This is a genomic window from Parafrankia sp. BMG5.11 (assembly GCF_004337455.1).
The window spans coordinates 1-21,464 of the sequence record NZ_SJXI01000107.1 but is presented as its reverse complement, the minus strand read 5'-3'; the positions used below and the strand labels follow the sequence as shown (position 1 = coordinate 21,464).

The 21,464-nt window shown below is 58.9% G+C and carries 19 protein-coding genes and 2 pseudogenes; 13 read left to right on the top strand and 8 right to left on the bottom strand.

Features of this window, described 5'->3' with window-relative positions; genetic code table 11:
- Nucleotides 1-141: 141 nt before the first annotated feature.
- Both E0504_RS44410 and E0504_RS44405 read left to right on the top strand, forming a co-directional pair.
- The gene (locus E0504_RS44410) at nt 142-735 is read left to right on the top strand and encodes an FxDxF family PEP-CTERM protein (protein ID WP_131627469.1); all 594 of its coding nucleotides are present in this window, start codon (nt 142-144) and stop codon (nt 733-735) included.
- 287 nt (nt 736-1,022) lie between these two features.
- Entirely contained in the window at nt 1,023-2,402 is a 1,380-nt protein-coding gene (locus E0504_RS44405) for a YadA-like family protein (RefSeq protein ID WP_165938823.1), read from the top strand.
- A 1,023-nt stretch (nt 2,403-3,425) separates the two neighbouring features.
- On the opposite strand, the gene E0504_RS44400 is transcribed toward E0504_RS44405, so the two are convergent.
- The 7 genes and pseudogenes from E0504_RS44400 to E0504_RS44375 form a co-directional block, all read right to left on the bottom strand.
- Nucleotides 3,426-3,776, bottom strand: coding sequence for a hypothetical protein (locus E0504_RS44400; RefSeq protein WP_131627466.1), 351 nt, complete (start codon nt 3,774-3,776; stop codon nt 3,426-3,428).
- Nucleotides 3,777-4,100: 324 nt separating this feature from the next.
- Nucleotides 4,101-4,433 (bottom strand): helix-turn-helix domain-containing protein, encoded by a 333-nt coding sequence (locus E0504_RS44395; RefSeq protein ID WP_131627464.1) that lies wholly within the window; start codon nt 4,431-4,433, stop codon nt 4,101-4,103.
- Between the two features lie 189 nt (nt 4,434-4,622).
- Nucleotides 4,623-5,312 carry a PEPxxWA-CTERM sorting domain-containing protein gene (locus tag E0504_RS51650; protein ID WP_207974696.1) on the bottom strand — a complete coding sequence of 230 codons (690 nt, stop codon included), beginning with the start codon at nt 5,310-5,312 and terminating at the stop codon, nt 4,623-4,625.
- Between the two features lie 472 nt (nt 5,313-5,784).
- Entirely contained in the window at nt 5,785-6,033 is a 249-nt protein-coding gene (locus E0504_RS44385; protein ID WP_131627462.1) for a hypothetical protein, read from the bottom strand.
- A gap of 340 nt (nt 6,034-6,373) precedes the next feature.
- Nucleotides 6,374-6,481 (bottom strand): PEPxxWA-CTERM sorting domain-containing protein, encoded by a 108-nt coding sequence (locus tag E0504_RS54715; RefSeq protein ID WP_373694006.1) that lies wholly within the window; start codon nt 6,479-6,481, stop codon nt 6,374-6,376.
- A 51-nt stretch (nt 6,482-6,532) separates the two neighbouring features.
- Nucleotides 6,533-7,009, bottom strand: a pseudogene (locus tag E0504_RS54710) (NF038132 family protein); the annotation flags it as partial.
- Between the two features lie 629 nt (nt 7,010-7,638).
- Nucleotides 7,639-8,241: pseudogene (locus E0504_RS44375) on the bottom strand (response regulator transcription factor); the annotation flags it as partial.
- Nucleotides 8,242-8,502: 261 nt separating this feature from the next.
- Between E0504_RS44375 and E0504_RS54705 the strand changes: the two are divergent.
- The 4 genes from E0504_RS54705 to E0504_RS44355 all read left to right on the top strand — a co-directional run bounded on the left by E0504_RS54705 (nt 8,503) and on the right by E0504_RS44355 (nt 12,610).
- Nucleotides 8,503-9,288, top strand: a complete 786-nt coding sequence (locus tag E0504_RS54705) for a division plane positioning ATPase MipZ (RefSeq protein WP_373694005.1) — start codon at nt 8,503-8,505, stop codon at nt 9,286-9,288.
- On the top strand, nt 9,236-9,589 hold the full coding sequence (locus E0504_RS54700) for a helix-turn-helix domain-containing protein (RefSeq protein ID WP_131627456.1): 354 nt from the start codon (nt 9,236-9,238) through the stop codon (nt 9,587-9,589). Before E0504_RS54705 ends, E0504_RS54700 begins: the two co-directional genes overlap by 53 nt.
- Nucleotides 9,590-11,000: 1,411 nt before the next feature.
- Nucleotides 11,001-11,738 carry a rhomboid family intramembrane serine protease gene (locus E0504_RS44360; RefSeq protein WP_131627454.1) on the top strand — a complete coding sequence of 246 codons (738 nt, stop codon included), beginning with the start codon at nt 11,001-11,003 and terminating at the stop codon, nt 11,736-11,738.
- A 476-nt stretch (nt 11,739-12,214) separates the two neighbouring features.
- Nucleotides 12,215-12,610, top strand: a complete 396-nt coding sequence (locus E0504_RS44355) for a DUF5681 domain-containing protein (protein WP_131627452.1) — start codon at nt 12,215-12,217, stop codon at nt 12,608-12,610.
- On the opposite strand, the gene E0504_RS44350 is transcribed toward E0504_RS44355, so the two are convergent.
- Nucleotides 12,564-13,958: an ADP-ribosylglycohydrolase family protein gene (locus E0504_RS44350; RefSeq protein ID WP_207974695.1), complete on the bottom strand. Its 1,395-nt coding sequence runs from the start codon at nt 13,956-13,958 to the stop codon at nt 12,564-12,566. The two genes, E0504_RS44355 and E0504_RS44350, sit on opposite strands and share 47 nt — an antisense overlap.
- 515 nt (nt 13,959-14,473) lie before the next feature.
- Here E0504_RS44350 and E0504_RS44345 point away from each other — a divergent pair.
- The 7 genes from E0504_RS44345 (at nt 14,474) to E0504_RS53830 (ending at nt 21,355) form a co-directional block, all read left to right on the top strand.
- On the top strand, nt 14,474-15,280 hold the full coding sequence (locus tag E0504_RS44345) for a YqaJ viral recombinase family protein (RefSeq protein WP_165938819.1): 807 nt from the start codon (nt 14,474-14,476) through the stop codon (nt 15,278-15,280).
- Nucleotides 15,277-16,044 (top strand): ERF family protein, encoded by a 768-nt coding sequence (locus E0504_RS44340; RefSeq protein WP_131627446.1) that lies wholly within the window; start codon nt 15,277-15,279, stop codon nt 16,042-16,044. Before E0504_RS44345 ends, E0504_RS44340 begins: the two co-directional genes overlap by 4 nt.
- Entirely contained in the window at nt 15,926-16,393 is a 468-nt protein-coding gene (locus tag E0504_RS54695; RefSeq protein ID WP_373694004.1) for a putative HNHc nuclease, read from the top strand. Before E0504_RS44340 ends, E0504_RS54695 begins: the two co-directional genes overlap by 119 nt.
- Nucleotides 16,394-17,073: 680 nt before the next feature.
- Nucleotides 17,074-17,733 (top strand): PEPxxWA-CTERM sorting domain-containing protein, encoded by a 660-nt coding sequence (locus E0504_RS54690; protein WP_207974693.1) that lies wholly within the window; start codon nt 17,074-17,076, stop codon nt 17,731-17,733.
- Nucleotides 17,730-18,359: a L,D-transpeptidase family protein gene (locus tag E0504_RS44325; protein WP_131627444.1), complete on the top strand. Its 630-nt coding sequence runs from the start codon at nt 17,730-17,732 to the stop codon at nt 18,357-18,359. Before E0504_RS54690 ends, E0504_RS44325 begins: the two co-directional genes overlap by 4 nt.
- 56 nt (nt 18,360-18,415) lie before the next feature.
- Nucleotides 18,416-18,943 (top strand): CAP domain-containing protein, encoded by a 528-nt coding sequence (locus tag E0504_RS54685; RefSeq protein ID WP_131627442.1) that lies wholly within the window; start codon nt 18,416-18,418, stop codon nt 18,941-18,943.
- 1,824 nt (nt 18,944-20,767) lie between these two features.
- Nucleotides 20,768-21,355, top strand: coding sequence for a lytic transglycosylase domain-containing protein (locus E0504_RS53830; RefSeq protein WP_131627471.1), 588 nt, complete (start codon nt 20,768-20,770; stop codon nt 21,353-21,355).
- Nucleotides 21,356-21,464 lie beyond the last annotated feature (109 nt).

Below are 21,464 nucleotides of genomic sequence, written 5' to 3'. Positions count from 1 at the left end.
CGATCTGCCTGAAGAAAATTGTGCCAGAATGGGAAACTAAACGCCTGTATCGAAACTTCTTCTTTCGCGGTTAGTCAGACTGCGCTAACGAAGCTAATCGGGTTGGGGCTTTTGATTCTCACCACGTTTACGGAGTAGGGTATGAGACATTTCATCGCAGCAGCTGTTTCGGCGTCCGCGCTGGCGCTGGCCCCGACAAGCGCGCACGCAGTGGAACTGGTGGAGACATTCACACCGGGCGATCCGCAGTTTCAAATTTTCGGAGACATCACCCAAGGGCCCATCACTGCGGCCCTCGCGGTTGGCGGCATTGTAGCGGGTGAGTTCACTCACACATTCGCATTCACCGTTCCCCAGAGTGGCCTCGGCAGTGGCTCCATCACCACCAGCGTGGCTCAGACCGGCTTTTTGTCCACGATCGACACTGACTTCATCTCCATTTTGGTGAATGGCTCAGCTGTGAACCTCACGAAAAGCACGAACAACTTGATAGAGACTGGTTCGGCCACGGACGTGCCGATCACAGCTAACGGTCCTAACTCAATAGTCGTCAGCGGTATTTCACGCGGAAATGGTTCGTATGGCGGCAATCTGACCTTTATCCCAGGGGATGAGGTTCCAGCAGTGCCCGAACCTGCAACATGGGCAATGATGCTCTTCGGTTTCGGAGCTATTGGCTTTGGGATGCGCCGTCGCAAGTCCAAGGAGAAGCTGCGGGTGCGCTACGCCTTCTAAGGCGAACTGCTCACCGGTTGGTAAACCGAGACATGAAAGCGGCGGCTTCGGTCGCCGCTTTTTTTGTCGCCGATAATTGGAAGAGCCTCGCGCGGGGACCTGCTGGAAAGTTCACTCCAACCAACTCGCATCCTGCTCGCTATTCCCCCAAACCCGAAAAGATGTTTTGTGAGCATCGGTGTGAGCCCAAGCCACAGATTCTTAAACTGTCGGTGCGAAGCAGAGACTTCGCAGCGGCTGTTCTCCACCAGACAGTGCGCTCAAGAATACAAGAAGGACCAGCTGACATGATCGTACTCCGCCACCGCCTTATGCTGGCAGCCTCCGCTATTGGGGCGGCAATGTACCTGAGCAGCCCTGTACAAGCTCGAGAGTGCTTGCTTGACACTAACAACGACGGCACGGCGACGGCCGGGGTCGATAGTGATGGAGGCGCTGCGAGCACAAACACTCAGGACACGGCGTGCGGTGTTGCTGCGGTTGCAACGTCTACCGGATCAACTGTTGATACGCAGGACACGGATGGTGCTACTGCATTTGGCGCTTTGTCCCTGGCGGTCGGACTTGACACCGTCGCTGTAGGTAACGACGCAATTGCAGGGGTCGTCTCAGCCGGAAACGTGACCGCAGCGGATCGCGCCACTGCTCTTGGAGCTTCTTCGCTTTCTTCCGGTGCTCAGGCGACATCAGTCGGCTATCGAGCCAGCGCGTTGGGTGCAAGTGCAACGGCGATAGGGGCTAACGCAAGAGCAGTTACCGCAGAAGTCACCGCAGTTGGTGCTTCATCTTCAGCCCAAGGAGAACGCACGACGGCCCTCGGTGCAAATAGCTCGGCCGGAAGCCTTCAGAGCATCGCAGTTGGGTACAATGCCCAGGCGACTGCGTTCAAGTCGATCGCGATCGGCGCAAATGCGGTTTCGACCAGTCAAGGGGTAGCAATCGGTGATGCGGCTATCGCATCTGGTCCGAGATCGACCGTAGTGGGCGAAAGCTCTACAGCAAATGGTGCTGACGCACTGGTGTTCGGGTCCAACACCCTGGCGACAGGTAACGGCGCGATGTCTGTGGGAGCCAGATCCTCTGCAAATGGGGTCAATGCCACCGCGATCGGCTACGCCGCTAGCGCACAGCAGGCCGGCGCTACTGCAGTCGGCACTGGCGCTACGACCACTGCCGCCAATCAAGTGACGTTGGGCGCAACAGGAAGCTCAGTGCGGATTGGCGACATAGCGGCTTCTACCGCAGCGCAAAGCGGCCCGGTGCAGGCGGTGACGGTCGATGCCAACGGAACGCTCGGTCGTCAGGCAGTGGCCACGACCGCCGCGTTGAACGAGGTTAGTACGCGCATGATCAGCGCGCTGGCGGTCACGGATTCGCAGTTCGCCGACTTGTCGAACCGGGTCGGTAACTTGGAAAACCGGCTGGATGCGATGAGCGGGGAGATGCGGGGAGGTATCGCGGCGGCGATGGCGCTAGGCGGAACGATGGTTGCTCCCGACAGCACAATATCGATGAGCTTCAATCTCGCTACCTATCGCGGCGAACAAGGCTACTCCGGAGCGATAGTCGGGCGGGTCGCGCCTAGAGTCTATGTATCGGCCGGCGTTGCCGGCTCGACAGCCAAGTCTTCCACCGGTGGTCGGGTGGGTGTCACCTTCGGATTGTGAAACGACGGGGGTTGATGGCTGCATCAGCCCCCCGCGCAGTTGAACTCCGTATTGGGTCGTTGCGACTAGTGCACTCTAGGTCGCGCCACCACATGCGTGAGAGGCTCAGGTTAGGTGGAAAGCGATCAGATGGCTGCGTAGGCTGCCGCGTCGGTAGAGGCGTAGTTTAGCAGGGTAGCTGCACCACTCCCCTCGTTTTTCGCGCGTTTCGCGTCATCATTCCACATCGAAGCTCAGGAGCTCAAAGCGCGCCGGCCCTGTCGCATACACGCCGTGGCCCGCGCTCAGCCCTCCACCAAGAACGAAGCCGATTCGTTCTGCATTCGCCAGAGCATCACGAAACTGTGTAGGCGCGTCTTTTCCTGTAGAGGCCCCTAGTGACTTCCAATTAACTCCTTCGAGGGTCAACGAAATTACGTGTTCGCCAGGGACCAACGTGACGCGCTTGGAGTGAGTTGCATACCAGCGATAGTGTTCGAACTGGCGCTTAGCCGTCCAACTGTCGCCTTGCCGCTGAAAGTAGAATGCGAGAGTTGCGGGCGCGCCCGGTGACTCCCTTGGCACAAGACGGACGGAAGGATCTGCGACAATCCGGTATCGCATCACAACCCGGCTTTTATTCACAAGCGGTCCGGTGGGGACGGTCAGATAATTGACATGGCCCGAACGGGCGGTGGGGAAGTTGAATGACCAGCCAGTTGCTGCTGATTGGGGATGCAGAGGCATGCCAGCAGAGCGGTTTTCCCCCCGAATGATGGGGCCAATTTGCCAATCTGACCCGGCCGGCGCGGCCGTCGCTACTCCCCCTAAGAGGGCCAAGGCCATACCGCTGGTGAGGAGGGGCACTTTCATTGGGCTACATTAGCCGGCAGGACACACTCGGCGCTGAACATTAGCGTCAGGCGAATGAAAGACGGCCGCTCGTCTATAGTCCGATATGGGGTCGTTTGCGGCTGATCCGCTGCTAAATTTGGAGCCACTCGGCAACTACGCTCACGATTTGGGTGGAAAGCCGCCATTCGATCATGGCAGATGCACCGCCTCCTGCGACAACAGCTTCTGAAGTAGAACTTCACGGGGGTATGCTCCCATGTGCCCAAAACCGCTTGCGCAGAGTGACCGGCGTCCGATGAGTTGAATCTGGTAAACTCGCGCTCCTGCTCCTTGAGCGGCCGCGAGTTCGTCAGGTCTTTGTGCTATGTCGCGAACATTGAGCCACGTGTAGTCAAACTCACCTTTTTCAAATGCCCGCATAACCTCTCGCAAGTCGTTGGCACCCTCGAAGAACGTTGAATGCTCTAGGTCAAGCTCCCACATCCCTGCTAATTTTTCTGGCGGGCCATAAGGTTCACAGATAGCCGGATTGCGGCTCATAATGAGCGATGCCCGTTCGATGCTGCCGCCACATCGCTCGATGAGGGTTTCGGATAAGGCCAGGCACTCACGGGCTGAGTAAGCAGTCTTCCAAGCTGGTTCCGTTGCGAGTTTGTTCTGTTGGCCGCCGCATGCTCCAAGGAGCAACATACAAATGACGACCGAGCGAAACATTTCGCGACGCTATGATCGCGAACGGACGTCCGCAATGGGGTCGTTTGCAGCTGGACCGCTTTCAGGCCGGAGCACCAAAGGCGTCAACGTCGGGCAGTGGGTGGGAAGCAGACGCCCACTAGAGTGCTCCCACACCCCCTAATATGGCGCTCAAAGCGTAATCGCGATGAGCACCTTCTCGGTGGCCGTACCCGCTAGTTCCGCGATCCTCGCTTTGCTTCGAGCGATCTCTTCTGCAAGCGCCTCGTTCAGCGCGAGCGGTTCGGCTCCGGAATTAAGTAAAATCAGCTCACTCTCGGCAATATTCAGTGCTTCGGCGATGGCCGGCATCCGGTCTCTGCGCGGTAATGTCTTGCCGTTCTCCCATGCCCAAACTGTGGGCTTGCTCACGCCAAGGCGCTCCGCCACCTCAGCCATTGAGAGTTCGCTCTCACGACGCAGCTTGGCAAGCTTGGACCCTAGATAACCCGGCTCAGACTTCACTTATTATCCTCTGTCGCGACCCTGCCACGAAAGAGCATCGCTCCTGTCTACTCTGAACTCATGACGTCATCAATCGAGCCGTCACTTATCGATAAGGATTGCTCCCCGTTTTGGTCGGTCGGTAGATGCCGCACAGCAAAACGCCGCCTGTATTTGCTACAGGCGGCGCGCCACTTTGATCGTTCAGAGTTAGAAGGCGTAACGCACGCGCGTCTGACCGCCTTCCTTGCTCCGGCGACGGCGCATGCCGAACCCGACAGCACCAAACCCAAACAGCATCATCGCCCAGGTGGCAGGCTCCGGAACGGCGCCAGGACCCGCGCTGACTTCGTCAAGCCGGATCTGCCGGACATCGCCGATGCCAGTACCGTTAAAGGTAAGCGAGGCGCTGGCGATCGACTGCCCATCGATGCCTTGGAAGCCGAAGAAATTTGATCCACCACCCAGTGCCAAATTCTCGAATTTGAAGACCTCGCCCATGTTGTCGGTCAAAAAGAAAGAGGCCGAAGTCGCTCCACCGCCGAAGACATTGAACTCCAGATTATTGAAGGTGTTTCCACCGATCAGACCGAAGTTCAAAGAGCTGAGAGCGAGCGTATCATTCGGATTGTTTGTGGCGCCGTTGAGCGCACCCTCGACGCTTGCTTGTCCGCCGTTTGCGCGGATCGTGGTGCCGCCACCGACGGTCGAGCCGGTAAACTCAACTACCGTGCCTGCCTGCGTGGCGCCAAAAACTTCAGTGCCCGTCTGAACACCGGCGTTGAAGAGCACGTTGTCACCTTGAATGTCGCTGGCATCGACCAGGACAATGGTGGCGGATGCTGGCACCGCGACAGCGGCCCCAATAACTGCTGTGATTGCGTAGATTGCTGTTCGCATGTTGAAGATCCTGAACCTGATAGCTGGAGGGGGGCGCGCTTCGAGTCGTAAGTTTCTATTAACTCAAAAGTTCCGATCTTACGAGGTAATTGTCGTTATCGCACGTTAGGTTCAGTCGCTGCGGCTCCGGGGAGCCCCCATGCGAGCGGGTTTCCTATTCAACATCCTCCGAATGTGTAGGCAGCAGGCGATCGCGAAGAAATGAACTGCTCAGGGCGCCGACTGTGCAAGCTCCCGCGGTTCGATTTTGGAATAAGCAGTATTTTTATCTCTGCACCGCATCGTACGCTCGAAAGAGTGTCAGCCTGCCGAAGGGCCCAACTCATGCCTCTCGGTTGGAAGCTAGCATTCCGCTTTAGTGCGTAAGGCGGGGACTGAATATCTTTAGCCAAGCCAATGTGGGTGTAACGACGAGAACGCGCCCCGGCACGTGAAAACAGGGGCGCGCTCTTCTAGCAGAAATGGCAGCAAATTAGGCGGCCGTTCGGCTGATGGTGAACGTGCCATCTTCATTATCAGCACAGAAGAACCCGTCGCGCACACGGCTATTAAATTCGCTAGCGCTTTCCATGTTACGCCGCTCATCATTGCGCGCTTGCTTGAGGAAGGACTCGCACTCACCGCGGCTATCGAACTCCATCCCGAGGAATGTGTGAACCGCCATGGCAGGGGACGGTAAGGCGACGGCAGCCGCTACTGCTGCAACGATCAAAGTCTTCATAATCTCTCCCGAGAAATACGCCGCTGTTGATAGGCGACTGCCCTAGCTACGATCCCGCGTCGGAGACGGATGCACTTGCCCAGTTAAAAGGAGGCAGACAGCCCTCTGACGAAGTCAGAACGAGTGCCAAGGGCACCTTGCGTCTGCTTTGGAGTCGTTCCGTGTCAGTCCGCTTCTAGCGGTTGAACCAGCAAGCTGACTGTCTGCTCTCAGTCGAGGCGGCGATCTTCACCTACGTCCGAGAACGGTTAGAGAGCAGACAAAGCTTTGGAGCATATGTCAGAAAGCAAGGCGCCGCCGGCAAGGGGTTTGCCGACGGCGCTCTACGCTTGGGTCGCAATCAAGCGTAGCTGATCTTGTATTTCGCTTTTCGTCGCGCGGCCCTCATTGCTCCACCTACGAAGCCGAACCCGAACAGCATCATTGCCCATGTCCCTGGCTCCGGCACCGCACTAAGATCTCCGGGTGTTGGCACCCCGACGCCGCCGACGGTTACTCCAGCAAAAGCCAAACCAGACTGGTATGAAGTGTCGGATACGTTGGAGACGCCGAGCCGGAGAACATAGGTGCCGCTATTTGCCAATACATAGTTTGAGTTGATCCACCCGGTAAGGCCGCAACCAGTTGCGTAGCAAGTGCCACTTGATGATCCCAGTGCACTCCAGTTCGTTTGGTTAGCGGTTATTGGAGTAGAGCTTGGTGTAAGCGTAGAGCTGTTCGCGGGTAACCCGAAGCCAGGACTTGTGTCGCCCGACCCGGTCGTGCGCGCAGTAAAAAGATACGCAATTGGGTCCATTGTTGCAGACAGAAGTTGCGCAAACCCATAGTCCGAAAAGCCCGCGCCATCAGAGGTTACATAATTGAAGTAGAAGTTAAGTGCATCGCCTGCTTCAGCACTGAATGGATCGGTGAGGAACTCAGATCCGTTTGTCCCTCCAACTCCCGTAATCTGCCCAGCGCCACCGATTCCATTTTCTGTAGAGACAAAACTTTAGTTGGGGCCTGATGCAGGCGGAGCGGTCACATCACCGTTAGGGCCTTGACTGCCGCAATTGCCGACGCAACTTGCCGCTGATGCAGTAGCTGCAATGCCTAGGCAGACTGCCATCGCAGCGCCACTGAGTAGTGTTTTGAGCATATCGCGTTCCTCTGATGAAGATACGGACCTCCCCAAGCTTTGTATTGGTGAAGGCGACTCGCGACTGAACGAATGTTAACCACGATTCTGCTCAACTGTAAAACCTTTTGCGGCTTCCACCTGAGCGCTGTTCAGTGATGGTCAAAGCTTGGATGCAACAGGGGCCCTCGTCACCGCCTGTCGGTTCCGGTGCTCTCTCTTGATTGTGCACAGTGCGGGGCGACCCCGGACGTCAGGGTGCCTCAAGCCATTCCAGGAGCTAAAGCTCGCGACCTGCATCGCATCGTGTCGATCGAAGGGCCGATGCTCGCGGGTCAACTTGAAACGGCAATCTGCCGAGCTGGCTGCAAGGTACACCATTAGGTCTGAATAGCGCCCGATCGAACCCGTCGAACTTCTAACTCATTCGGCGAAAGCGGCTTGTCGCCTCACATTGGAGGCGGAGGTCAGTACGTGGTGTGTGGTAACTACGCGGCTTCCTTCATATTTTCTATGTCACGCAGGCCGTAGCCGCGGCCCCACACGGTCTCGATGTAGTTCTCGCCACCGCAGGCGAGGGTGAGTTTTTTGCGCAGCTTGCAAATGAACACATCAATGATCTTCCCCTCGGGCTCGTCCATTCCGCCGTAGAGGTGGTTGAGGAACATCTCTTTGGTAAGCGTTGCTCCCTTCCTCAGCGAGAGCAACTCCACAATTGCATACTCCTTGCCGGTAAGGTGGACTCGGGCATCGCCGACTTCGACGGTTTTGCTGTCGAGATTGACAGTCACCTTACCGGTTCGGATCACTGACTGGCTGTGCCCCTTTGACCGGCGGACAACGGCCTGAATTCGCGCCACCAGTTCCTCACGGTGAAATGGCTTCGTGACGTACTCGTCGGCTCCGTAGCCAAAGGTGCGGACCTTTGCTTCCATGTCGGAGATCCCAGAGAGGATCAGCACCGGCGTCTGTATTTTGGCAACGCGCAGCTTCTTTAGCACATCGTAGCCGTGCATGTCGGGCAGGTTCAGGTCGCGTAGGATGATGTCATAATCATGCAGCTTGCCGAGGTCCAAACCCTCTTGGACGAGCTTGTATCCCAGAGTGCCGCTCGAGCAGCGCCGGGCTTCACCACTTTCGCCAGCTCAGTGCTTGGAAATTCACCGCAGCTCAAGATCGCAGGTTTGCATAACCGCTTAATCGGAGGACACCTATATCAGGGTTCTATCGATTGAGAGGCACCTGCATAAGGCGAGTCGGACATCGACAATGATCTGTATCACTTCGGGAGCTCGGGCGCAGAACCTTCCCGGATTGCAGCATTCGTTCGCGACGAACACCCTTCGGTAGTTGTGCACGACTTGCTCAATCGGCGCCTCCGGAATGCACACGTTATTGCATTCGCCAGCGAGAAAGGCGGAGTGGGCAAGTCTACACTGGCGTTCCATTGCGCTGTCGCACTTACTCATCAGGGCTGCCGGGTACTCACAATCGATTGCGATCGGCGTCAGCAGACCCTGCATCGGATCCTGGAAGCCCGTGATAGGACGACGAGAACACTCAAAGTCGATCGGCCGCGCCTTGAGCACGTTGTCTTTGAGAAACAGAGCGTATCGCTTCTGCTTCAAGAGATTGAACGTCTCGGTCGCGACTGCGACTTCGTCGTGATCGACCTCCCCGGCCATGATTCGCCGATAGCACGTCGGACAATCGCTTTGGCGCATACCGTGATAACCCCCACCAACTGCTCGCCGGCAGACCGCGATGCGCTTGGCTCCATTGCCCAAGCCACTGGCGAGCTACGCCAAGCGAGCCCCTTCGCTCAGGTGGTGGTTGGACTCCCGGCTGAACGGCTAGTTAGGGTGGACGCTTTCGACTGGGTGGTCGCCAAGAACCGCATCCGTCGCTGCGAACAGCGGCTGATTGCGTCGGTAGAACGAGACCTCAACACCATGGAGAGGTCGTGCGAGCGGCGGAGCGGTCTAGTAAGCTTAATCAGTTCGCGATGCGCGGATCCTGCCGTCAGCCGAACGAAGCGAGATGAGCGATGCTCTGTCGTGGCAGGGTCGCGTCAAAGGATAGCGATTGAATTCCGAGCGGGACCTGTTGGGGCCAATACTTGGTCGCTTACGCTGTGAAAACGAGCTTACGCTCGCTGAGCTGGCCGAGCGCTTAGGTGTGAGTAAGCCAACGGTGCAGTCTTGGGAGAACAACAAGACCTCTCCCCGAAAGGAGCGCCTCCGAGCCATAGCCGAGGCCCTCAGCATTGCCGAGAGCGAGCTTATTACGCCCAGGCACCCAGCCGATCCGCTCGTGATGAATGCGGCACTTGCAGACGAGATCGCTCGAAGCAAAGCGAGGATAGCACTACTAGCAGGTACCGCCGTTGAGAACGTGCTCATACTGATCACTTATTGGTTGAGATCGTGCTCATACTGATCACTTATTGAACGCTGCGGAAGATGGGAAAACTGAGGCCAGAGATTGAATAAACTCTCGCCCCTCAGCTCAGTTCTTGTAGCTCCCTGATTCAACCTCCGGATCTAAGGTAACAAGCGATCCCACCAATAAAGGCGTCGAGTCAAGTCATCCTTCTTGGTAAAAGTGGGCCCGCCTGCTCGGATCGCGACGCATCGCTGAAGCCACCCTTCAGCGGCCAGCTAGACCCAGCAGCGCTCTGCTAGATGAAGATTGCCAGCATATTGCTCTGGTCACTGCTATTAGGTCCGCCTGAATGTGCGCGGCGCTGTTTGGCCAGTGCCAGTGCCAGTGCCAGAAACATGCGCGATCAACAGCCCACTCGCACCAACGCCTTGTATTGGCCAAACCGATTAGCAATCGCCGTCCGGGTCATTCGGCGCTCCTGGCAAGCCTGATCTTCCCTGCGTTCTTAAGTTCGAGGGTTCAGCGATGCCGAGAGATGACCTTTTGTTCATCTTTACCCTAACCCTGCTCCTCGTGAGTGTCGCAGTGTTATTCTAGAAGGATGTGGTTCCCGCCAGACGTAGCGGAAAGAGGGAAGAAGATAGAGAGAGTGGCGCGGTTCACAAATGCTTCGGTTCCGATTTTGCGAAACTACCTTCCCCTTTGGTCATTGTGCTCTCGACGAGCCGGGTTCTCTTGCGATCCGTTCCCCGATCGTCAGCTGCGGCGGGAGTGGCCAATGGAGCCGGGCCAGGCCTCCCCCTCAAAACGCCCGGCCCGCAGTCCTATTTTTCAATCTCGAATGCGCGGGGAGGCCAAGCTGGAGCGAGTTGTGAAGCGAAGCGAAGAGGATCTGGTACGATCCAAATCTGCGATCGATAATTGCAAATCACAGAACAGTTGCCCAAGCTACTGATCTGGACGAGGTCGATAGCGAGTGAGGCCAACAACTGTTTGCGTTAAGGCGTATAGCTGCGGCCTGCTTTCAGCAGATCCGAGCAGGCGTTTGATCTCGTTGATTCTCTGCAGAAGGGCACTGATGGGCGGATCGCCTTGAGACCACCTCAGTTCCGTGTGGCGGAGGACTGCATGCTCTGACACGAGCAAAGGCTGCCTAAGCTCTCTAGGAAGCAGACCCTTAGCCTCGATCGTCTCCTTCAATATTACCAACCATCTCTCCTAAATAGCGATCAAGACAGGGGTGCCTTGAACGCTACCCCCGCCCTCGCCGACCAACCTTATGCACGCTGCGGGAAGATGAGAGCCATTCGGGCCCCGATGTTCTCGATAGCGCTTTGGGGAAAAGCTTAGTTGTACGAAGACGCCGACAGGAGCCGCTGCATTCCGACAGTACCAAACCGGGACTTGTGTTTGCGCCGCCAAAGCAGGCAGGCTTCGCGAGCACTGTGCCAGCCTATAATCAACCTTGGTCGAACAGGAGCACTCAGATGATCTCTTCAAACGCGGTCAAGGGACGAAGGCGTTGAATGAGCAGTTGCCCGAACCCTCCGAAGGCCCGGCTGATAGTCTGCTCATGCGCGAGTGGGATGTACCGCATCACGCCCATTTGGCGCCAATTCTGCTCGCGTTGAGTATGACAGGAATATGGCTCCTGAATCTTCCGCAGGTCCACCCTGACATATGGTATTTATCTTGGAACCAGATCGCCTCTGGCCAAGTCGTGCCCGTCTTTGCTCACATGCTGGCGCATCTAAACCTGGTACACCTCGGCCTCAACATGATCGGGCTGATGGTCATTGGCGGCCCATTAATCGCCTGCTTTGGCAGTCCCCCCGTCTCCTCGGCCAGGTTCCTTTATCTTTTCACGGGTGCGGGAGTCGCCGGAGGTCTCTTGTTTGTTACTGTGAATCAAGATGCGACGCCGGTGATTGGCGCATCCGGTGCGATATTCGGTATATTAGGGGCACTTGCGCGAGTTCATCCGGCTACCGGGATGCTCGTACCCGTCGGCTCAAAGCGAACGTGGCTGATGACGAAGTTTTTCATCAGCAACCATGCCATACTGTTTGTCCTCGCAGCGGTCGTGGCGGTGCTCAGTGGCCAAGCTCAGAGCCTGGCTTGGGAGGCGCATTTTGGTGGACTTCTTTTTGGGTTCTTCGCAGCGCCGCTCTTTCTAGGAAAGGCAGCGGAACGACCGCGATGATGTCTCGCTGAATCGGTATGGTATAGGCATCGGAACAAGCAGCCCATTCGAGTATCGATCGCAGGCGCGGGATACTTGATCCCTACCGACTGCCTTAGTCGGCCAGTTCCTCCCCTGAACGCCCTGGCCGGCATCGTCCAAGCATCCGAAATCCAGGCGTGGCCGTTCAAACCAGAACGATGACAGCCGTGACCTAGTGTGCAGACGTCCCGTCGAAGTCCCTGCTAACAGGGAAATCTTCAGGGAAATCGAATTTTATCGCGTTCGTTAGGGGCGATAACGACCGCCAGATTATCCCCAGGTATCCTTAAGCTGGTGCCTCCTGAGCTCGCCGGAAACGCCCCGAAGTAGCGCACGGTGCGCTAATTCGTTGAATTCGCGAGTTTTCTGCTGAGAGGCCGGTTTGACACTCGACTCCGTTTGAGTTCAAATGGGGGACGGGATCAGACGGGGGTCGATCCCAAAGAGGGATCACCATGGACACTAAAGACAACGACAGCGGCGGCAATGGACCGCCTAAAGCGGACACCAGTGCAGTCGGCTATGGGAAGCCACCGGTGCACAGCCGCTTTCAAAAAGGCGCGTCCGGCAATCCAAGCGGCAGGCCGAAGAAGCAGAAGAGCTTTGTGGAGCACCTCGAGGGCGCATTGTCGGCGAAGAAGCGAATCGAGCGCAACGGCAAGAAAGAGTACCTCTCGATCCGTCAGATCAGTGCCGAGCAACTTGCGATCCTGGCCGCCTCGGGCGATCTGAAGGCGCTAAAGATGATAGCGGATCTTGATCCACTTTTCCGACCTGCTCCTGAAAAAGAAGGACCCATAACGTTCACCCTTGCTTTCCCGGAAGAGGAGCGAGATCCTGTCGGTTGGTAGCGGTTGCAAGTTGGTCCGCTTCAAACAGTGCCTTACCCATTTCTTCGATCCTCTCCCGCCAAGCAAGGCGGGAGAGCCACTCTTCCGGAATACCGCGCAAACCATAGAGCGCGCCTGCCAGCTGCCCGGTGATGGCGGCGGTGGTGTCCGCATCTCCTCCGAGGTTCGCCGCAAGAAGCACAGCGTCCCTGAAGCTGCCAGTGCGCCCAACCGCCCATAAGGCTGCCTCGAGCGAGTGGGTAACGTAGCCTGATGACTGGACCTGGTGCCGCGGCTTGCCGCGCCAGGACCCCGCCATGATGGGTGCGATGTTGCCAGCATAGTCGCCGCTGCGCGGTGCGAGCACCTGGCTCCGCGGATGACCGGCGATGGCTTCGCCGAGCATTGTGGCAAACGCAGCCGACGCGCTGAGCGCTTCGGGTGCGCCGTGGGTGGTAGCGCTCTGGCGAACCGCCACGTCAACCACCATGTCCTGGTCGTGCCACCAGCGCAGCGCCACTGGCGCAAGGCGCATGAGCGCGCCGTTGCCTGCGGTGTGGGGATCGGTAGAACCCGCCACCGGGTTGCCGGTGCGCTGCCAACGGTGGAGGGCTGAGGAGACCGTGCTGCCGATGTCGAAGCACGAGCCGGAGCACGAATAGGTGCCCTCCTCTCGCCAGGACCCGAACCGGGCCATCAGGTCAGCCGGGTCGAGCTCCGGGTGAGCAATGAGGCTGTCGGCCAGCGCGAGGGCCATGGCGGTGTCATCGGTCCACTGACCGGGCTGCAAGCGAAACGGACCGCCACCGATCATGTCGGAAAGCGGTTCGTAGCCGTCGCGCTTAGTGAACTCGAGCGTGGTGCCGAGCGCATCGCCCACTGCCAAGCCAAGGAGCGCTCCAAGCGCACGGTCGCGGACCGCTTCGGGTGCGGCGCTTGGAACCGGCTCCGCCTGATACTCGGCAGCTTGAACATGGGCTTCTTGTGCGCCGGTCTCGATCGCACCTGGCCTTGCGGTTCTCACCTGTTTGATCGCTTCGTCAGGCGGGGTGCCGAGCTCGACCAACAGCCGGGCGGCGATCATGCCCGCGCGGCCGAGACCGCCCTTGCAGTGAACCACCACATCGAACCCGCTACGCAAGATGGCGCGCAAGCGGGCACCTTGCACTTGCCAGTCCTGCTCGAACTCGTGGATTGGTACCGACACGTCGCGGATCGGCAGGTGGATCCAAGCCATGTGCTGGCGCTCCACCTCGGCACCCAGTGACGCCACCGAGAGCATCGCGATCTCGTGCGGCTCGAGCAGAGTGACAACGGCAGCCGCGCCCCACTTGGCGATGGCAGCAACATCAGTCTGGAGATCGCGCACCCAGGGCCCTGTGGCTGCGTTCGCTTGGCACTTGCCAGGGCAGAAGGTGATGCCAACCCGGCCATAGCCGGGGCGAGAGTTGGCCGAAGAAACTTGCAGCGGGTGAGTTACACTTGTGCGGGTCATGAGTAGAGCGTGCTCCTATGGTGACAGACCGCACTTTGCTCCTCTATCAAACGAAGAGCCACACCAATAATCACTTGCGCATTGCTCATGCGCGCGCTGCGATCTGCTCAGCGGGTCGTTCACTATGGCCCAACTGTTCGATGGAGTACTCGAGCTCTTCGGAGTTGCTCTTTGCAGCGAAGCGAGCAGATCACTGCAACCGCCGAGTCGCTGTAGTCGGTGGTTGCAGGAGACCGATTATGCTCGCTAATGAAATTGTTACGCCTCAAACCGCCAAGAAGAGTTCTCGTCCACCCGTTCCTTCCAAGGACGTACCCACTCCGCAGCGGCAACCCCCTTCCCTTACGCCCGATCAGACGGGAGAGGATGTACCTGCCTCCCCATGGCCCTTGCTGGACTGGATTGGGCTGTCGCCCGCTCGGCGGAATGCGCGCCTCCGATCGATCGGCGGGAGCGATGCCAACACCATCCTGTCCGGCTCTCCTGAGCGCGTGCTGCGGCTGTGGCGCGAGAAGCGCGGCGAGGATGCGTCCGAGGACCTATCGACCAACATCGCGGTGATGCTCGGCTGCTGGACCGAGGCGTTCAACCGCCAGTGGTACGAACGTGCCACAGGAGAAGAGGTTAGTAGGACGGGTGAGCAGCTCGCGTGTTCCGCGCACCCATGGCGGGGCTGCACGCTTGACGGGTTTGTCGAGAAACAAGGCGCTGTCTGGGAGGCCAAGCACACCAACGCCTTTGCTAGGCCCGACGAAGTGCTGGTGCGCTACATGCCGCAGCTCCAGCACAACATGGCCGTAGCAGGCTGTAACCGCGCGATACTGTCGGTGATCTTCGGCAACTCGAAGTGGGACGTGTTCGAGATCGCCTCCGACTGGCTGTACCAGGAGGACCTTCTTGCAGCCGAAGCAAGGTTCTGGGAATGCGTCCAATCGGGCGAGGCGCCCGCTGTGCTGGCTCCTCCGCCTCCTCCCAAGCCTGTTGGCGTGCGCGAGGTAAGCCTTGAAGGCAGCAATGCCTGGGCGGCAGCCGCAGCCGACTGGCTGAAGCACCACGACGCGGCGCGCCAGCATCAGGCGGCGGTTGCGTCGCTGAAGGAGCTAGTCGAGCCTGACGTTGCCCGTGCGTTTGGGCACAGGATCGAAGCCAGGCGCAGCAAGGCTGGTGCGCTCACTATCCGGGAGCTCCAAGCATGATCGCGCGGGTGTACCAGGCGATCAACGCTGTAGCGGGAGCGCTGGCGCACGACGGTGTTGCCAAGGCGCGGCTCAACTCGCGCGACAACTACCTCTACCGCAGCATCGATGATGTGCTGGAGCGGCTTGCGCCGCTTCTGGCAGCGCACCGGCTGTGCATCCTGCCACGGGTGCTCGAGCGGGATGCCACTGACCGACAGGAAGAGGGCGGAGCAATGCTGGTCGCGGTGACCTTGAAGGTCGCGTTCGACTTAGTCAGCGCAGAGGATGGCTCGTGCCACACCATCGAGGCCTATGGAGAAGCGCTCGATGCCGGGGATAAGGCCACAGCCAAGGCGATGCAGTCTTCGTACAAGTACGCAGTGCTGCAGGCGTTCTGCGTACCCGCAGGGCAAGGAGAGGACGCAGATGCAAGGTCATACCGGCTGAGGGCACCAGCGCTGCCGGCCGAACCACCCGAGGGTTGGGCCAGATGGTGTGAAGCGCTGCAGGACCAGCTGCAGGAATGCCCCAGCGTGCCGGCGCTTGAGCAATTGCAGAACGACCACCGATCTGCCCTCGCCGCACTCTCACGCGAATTACCTGACCTCTACGCCGCGCTCGGCTGCAGGTTTGCGGCCCGGAAGGCAGAACTTACCATTACCGGTGAAGAGAGCGATAATACCGGTAATTTGGAGGCTGTGCAGCCGAAGGAGCGGACGTCTGCCAGGCCGACTATCCGCAAGCGGACGTCCAAGGCAAACGGGGGTGAGCACCGTGCCTAGCGTGCGCCTGCCCAAACGGCTGAAGCGAAGGAAGCGCGTCCATGAGGCCCGCTCCTGCCCGGCCCATCGCGCCTGGGTGCGGCGACATCGGTGCTGCGTGTCAGGTTGCGTGCAGTTGCCAATTGAGTGCGCGCACGTGCGCCGCGGGACGGATGGCGGCACTGCTCTCAAGCCGTCCGACCGCTGGACCATCAGCTTGTGCCGCGTGCATCACGCCGAGCAGCACACGATAGGCGAACACTCGTTCGAGCAGCGTCACGGCATCGACCTTGTTGCCCTCGCGCGGAAGTTCGTGAGGCACTCACCGCATGCAATAAAACTAGGCTGGGCCACGGAGCGGACCTGGTGAGCATACGAAGAGGATCCTGCCCGTTCTGCGCTCGTGACGCCTCCAGCATTGAATCACGACTGAATGACCATGAAGTCTACTTGATGCTCGTGCGTCTCGAGGCGGAGCTAAAGTTACGCTCCGACCACTGTTGGTCTATGACCTCAGCTACGGCGCTACGGGTGACCGCGCATGTTGCAAGGCAACTTGGTTCGGGGGTGTATATCGCCCGGTGCAGGTAGGCCCAGCTGGCGTCTTGCCGGTTATTAACCGATGGCCTCGGTCACGACCGGCCGCGCGTGCGCTGTTGCGCGCCGCCTGGTGGTCGTTTTGCACAGCGAGGCAAGAGAGCAGCGAGGCTCTCAGAAACGTCAGCTCAGCGCCCCTAAGCTAGCGGCCTCGGGCTTTTAGCGAGTCCTGGCAGTCCGCGCACAACCTGAGTCGCTGAGGAGCTTCCCCAATGGACCTTGAAGAGACACTGCTGGGCCGCCCCATTTTGGGTCACAGACTTCTTTCGCAGCCACTCGTCATTCGCCTAAGGCTAACGCCTAAGGTAAGCTGGCGTTAGCAGTGTACATACGATTCGAGTTGCCCTGCTGGATTGTAGGGAGCAAACAAGCGGCGAAGACGTAGAGCAGGATAGAAGAGACAGCGGAGATTCAGCCATTCGGCTGACCCCCTCGACCCGGGCGGCTAAACTCATGCAGAACATATTACGCTGGTTTCCGAAAAAATGGGTGGCGTTCACAGCAGCAGGAGCGGCGCTGCTTGCCACCGTCGGCGCGGTGAGCAGTTTCGTATTTCCTGAAGCCACGATGGCCCTCACCACGCAGGCAAGGGACTTAGCCAGCCTGTTAAGTGCCCGGTCTCCAGGAGAGCGCGAGGTGGGCGAACTAACAAAATCCAAGGGAGACACTCGCAGCCAAGGGAAGGCGGCGAGCGGCGATACGCCTGCGCCTGTTCCCGAAGAGCGTGCACTTGGTAAGGTTTTTCAGCCACGATCCTCCACCGCTCAAGCGCCTGTGCTCCCGACCCAGTACGATTCTTCGTTAGTCGACCCCATGAGCGGAGTCCCGTTGTCCTTGCTGGGCCTGTTGCCGGATTTGCAGTCAGGATCGGCTCCAGGCCTTTCGCCGCCGCTCTTCGGGGGTGGTGGTTTCATTGTACCGCCAAGTGGTGGGAACGCAGCCGTGCCTCCTCAATTCCCGCCGCCAACCACGGGTAATCCGGGAATTCAGCCTGACGTCCCTGCTGTTCCTGAACCGAGCACATGGATCATACTTATCGTAGGCTTCGCGATTTGCGCTGGAGCAATGCGGAGGCAACGGTTGCATGCGCAAGGATTGCGCCAAGCAGCATGAGGGTTTCAATCGCTCTTGTTATCTTGGTGGCCGCGTTATTTGGGGTGTCGGTCTGGGCCGCTGGGGGAAAGACGACAGAGGTTCCGCATTCAACCGCGGCAGCATTCCATATCAACGACCCTCAAAGAATCTATTTGTCGCTGCAGGAGAGGGAGCTCGCTGCGACTGAAGGGCTATTGCCTGTCGAGGCGCGCTCTATTCTGAACATCGAGAGCCGGCTCAGATACGGGGAACATGTCTGGAGCGACAATGGCGTGCCCTTAGGCAAGGTTCATGTTCGCGTTGACCTAAAAAAGCAGATTATCTCTGTCTTCCGCAGCGGGCATGAGATTGGCAGTGCCGTCATAACATACGGGGCGAAGGGCAAGGACACCCCTAGTGGCACTTTCCCCGTGCTAGCCAAGATGGAGGAGCACCGATCAAGTATCTACGATGCAGACATGCCGTATACGCTCAGATTGACTGACGATGGCATCTCGCTGCACGGAAGTGACGTGCGATGGGGAGCAGCGACACACGGATGTATCGGCCTACCTAACGAGTTTGCCCGCCGTCTTTTCAGAGAAGTCGAGGTTGGACAGGCAGTGGAGATCGTAGCTCACGAACCACACCCGGGTACTCGATAACTATTTATTGAGATCCTCGCGGCAGGATCCCCTTCGGATTACGACGGGGGGGTTATATGGCACCTGCCAAAGCCTGGCGGATTGGCGCTTCTGCTGCACTTGCGCTCGCATCACCCGTGCTGCTGGGTGCGACAGCCAATGGCGCCAGCTTCCACGAGAGAGTCCTTGCTGCGCACAATCGCGAGCGCTCTTCAAACGGGGGCCCTCCGCTCAGCTGGGATCATGAACTTGCAGACGGAGCCTCTGATTGGGCGGATTATTTGGCTAAAACCGGCCGTTTTGCTCATTCTCCCGACGATCAAGGAGCCGAACCGGTCGGTGAAAACATATGGGGCGGAACCGCTGCAAAGTACTCGCCGGAGTCCATGGTTAGCTTGTGGATTTCGGAGAAAAGGTTCTTCAAGCCCGGCACCTTCCCGCACAATAGCACCACCGGCGACGTCCGGGATGTAAGCCACTACACTCAATTGATGTGGCGATCTTCGCGCCGAGTTGGCTGCGCAGTAAGTCGGGGGACACGGGAAGATATCCTTGTGTGCCGCTACGCATCTGCGGGTAACATGATCGGGGAGAAGCCATTTTAACGATGTGGTTCGTCCACAGGGCGTTCACGCGGGTTAGTTGATCCTAACGCAAAACTCAGCGATTATGAGGGTGGTCCACTCTCAGGAGCTAGGCACGGTGCGCAGCGTCAGGTCAGGCTCACAACTGTTCTCGGTTTATCAATCCCGAGCGTCCTTTCAAATGCCGGAACGGCAACCCGCCTCCAACACTGCAGTTTTAACCGCGGCAGTGTCGTTGGCCGCTTTGTCCACCAGCGCGATAGCAGTTATCGTGTGGTGGCCTGATGCGGAAGCGCCCTACTCCCGTTCGTCACCTATTGTTAGGTGGGCGGGCGGTTCCATGTCCTCGCAAGCGCATCCAGTGCGCGGCGAGTATGATAACCCTGATAGTTCCGCCACCCGAAGGCACGAGGCTGGATTAGGGATAACTGAGCAGGCCGGAGTTGCTGCCCCCAGCCCAGGTTTCTCTCAACTGCTCGAAGGTGACCAGGAGAGGCTGCCTAGCTTTGATGCAGCTAAAGCGAGTGGGAAGGCGCACCTCGCCCGCCCTGAAGTGGTTGGTCCTCACTACCCAGATCCAAGCTTCCGCTTCTCGGACCGCCCTACCCGGAACGCCTCGGGTGCCGGTGATAAAGTTGCACAACCGCCTTCTGATCAGCCAGATGCAACTTCTGGGCCGCTGGCAGTCGCGGATCAACAGTGGCAGTCGTGGCGGAACGGCCCGGGTCGAGCCTCTGGTGCCTCACGGTCCATCATGAAGGCAGCGCCCCGCTCTACCTCGGTCATAGAGCCAAGGGACACCGGGCATGAAGAGCCTTCTGCTTCGATCTACATTTCAAGGCAACTTTCTCTACCCGAGCAAGACAAGTCGGTGTTTGCAGGGCCCCCTCACGAGAATATCAAGGGGATCCTGCACCCCCCACTTGCCGCTTCTGACCTAGAAACAAAGCCGCCCATGGCGGTTGATGTGGAGCCGACGGTTCATACACAAACGGTAGCAACGCCAGGGGCAACCCCTAGCCCTTTGCAAACTGCGGAAGGCGACTTACACTTTCCTGTGGCCCCTGGCTCCGATGACCCCGAGCTTCTTGAGAAGGATGGGATGAGGGCTTCGACTGGATCAATTGCCTCTTACGTGGAGCAGTCCCAAGCCGCTTTGCCAGCGCGATACGACGATGCCGCGGCACGACTACACACCCCGCAGGCGCTAAGTTCGCAGCAACTCGACCTGCCCGCCCCTACAAGCTTGCCCACGCCGTCTCAGCGTCAGTCAACCATCTCCGGCGTGCCCCCGGTGCTTAAGGAGAGTTCTCGTGTATTGCTCGCGAGCGGTGGAACTTCTGTCGCGAGAGACGGCGGGGTAAGTTATCGACTTGCGACTGTTTCACTGGCCTCCCAGTCAGCAACGGCAGTGTCGGAGAACCTCCCTTCGGGTGGGGCTCGAGCTGCCGGAATACTCCCCCTGAAAAGTCTCTCTGGTGAAGAGGCGTCTGTGCGATTGGGGGATCTAATCGGCCTGCTCGAGCGTGAGATGGACCGCCCTCTATTCGTGTGGCTCAAATCGTCGGCCTCTGCTGAGAAGTACGTCACATTCGCCACGCTCCGAGCTGCCGGCATCGATGTGAACTATGATCCTGCTACTAGTCATGTGGTTCTTTCCGTTGGCAGTTATAGAGCCGTGAATGGCCAGGACTGACGGTCAGGGTCACGCGCTGGTTGCGTTTACCTCGTTTTAACCATACTGGCGCATTCGGGGCAGGAAGGGATGTTATCATCAACCGCCTTGCTCATTTGATCTCGGGTCTGGTGCTGTTGTGCCCCCCTGTTGCTGCGCGCGCCGATGTCATGGAAATCGGGCCGAATGGCGCCCGATGGCTATCAGGGGTGCTCGTGACCGCGGTGGAAGCGCCGGAGACCGCAGTCGATCCCGCCGATGTGGTGGAGTTGTCCGCCGACTTTGCAGTACCTCCGCACGCGATCGCCGATGCAGCCCGGCAGGCGGGCATGGTTCCTGCGCTTTATGCCGCCAAGGTCACCGAACTTGCGCGCCGGTTCGATCTCAGCCCGACCTTGATCGAGGCGCTGGTCTGGCAGGAAAGCCGCTGGCGCGCGAACGCGGTGTCGCCGGTGGGCGCGCGCGGGCTTGCGCAATTGATGCCCGGTACCGCGCGCGAACTGGGCGTGGATGCCAACGATCCCTTCGCCAACCTCGAAGGCGGGGCGCGGTATCTGCGCGCGCAACTCGACCGGTTCGACGGCAATATCGAAAAGGCGCTGGCCGCCTACAACGCGGGACCCGGCCGGGTGATCGCCGCCGGGGGCATTCCCCGCATCCGTGAAACGCAAGGCTACGTCGCTTCGATCATGGGGCGCCTGTCCAACCACTCGCGGCCCATCCATTCACGCCCTTCCTCATCACGAGAGCCGAACTAGACCATGCTGCGTTTGACCCGCCTCCTGCCCTTTGCCCTGTTGATGAGCCCCACTGCCGCGTTCGCGCAAGCCGCCGATCCGCAAGGCTCGGGGCCGATCGTCGCCGCGC

Excerpts from the sequence above, each read along its gene's own strand:
- E0504_RS44410 (WP_131627469.1), top strand. The coding sequence starts at position 142 with ATGAGACATTTCATCGCAGCAGCTGTTTCGGCGTCCGCGCTGGCGCTG.
- E0504_RS44405 (WP_165938823.1), top strand. The coding sequence starts at position 1,023 with ATGATCGTACTCCGCCACCGCCTTATGCTGGCAGCCTCCGCTATTGGG.
- E0504_RS44400 (WP_131627466.1), bottom strand. The coding sequence starts at position 3,776 with ATGAGCCGCAATCCGGCTATCTGTGAACCTTATGGCCCGCCAGAAAAA.
- E0504_RS51650 (WP_207974696.1), bottom strand. The coding sequence starts at position 5,312 with ATGCGAACAGCAATCTACGCAATCACAGCAGTTATTGGGGCCGCTGTC.
- E0504_RS44385 (WP_131627462.1), bottom strand. The coding sequence starts at position 6,033 with ATGAAGACTTTGATCGTTGCAGCAGTAGCGGCTGCCGTCGCCTTACCG.
- E0504_RS44355 (WP_131627452.1), top strand. The coding sequence starts at position 12,215 with ATGGACACTAAAGACAACGACAGCGGCGGCAATGGACCGCCTAAAGCG.
- E0504_RS44340 (WP_131627446.1), top strand. The coding sequence starts at position 15,277 with ATGATCGCGCGGGTGTACCAGGCGATCAACGCTGTAGCGGGAGCGCTG.
- E0504_RS54690 (WP_207974693.1), top strand. The coding sequence starts at position 17,074 with ATGCAGAACATATTACGCTGGTTTCCGAAAAAATGGGTGGCGTTCACA.
- E0504_RS44325 (WP_131627444.1), top strand. The coding sequence starts at position 17,730 with ATGAGGGTTTCAATCGCTCTTGTTATCTTGGTGGCCGCGTTATTTGGG.
- E0504_RS54685 (WP_131627442.1), top strand. The coding sequence starts at position 18,416 with ATGGCACCTGCCAAAGCCTGGCGGATTGGCGCTTCTGCTGCACTTGCG.
- E0504_RS53830 (WP_131627471.1), top strand. The coding sequence starts at position 20,768 with ATGGAAATCGGGCCGAATGGCGCCCGATGGCTATCAGGGGTGCTCGTG.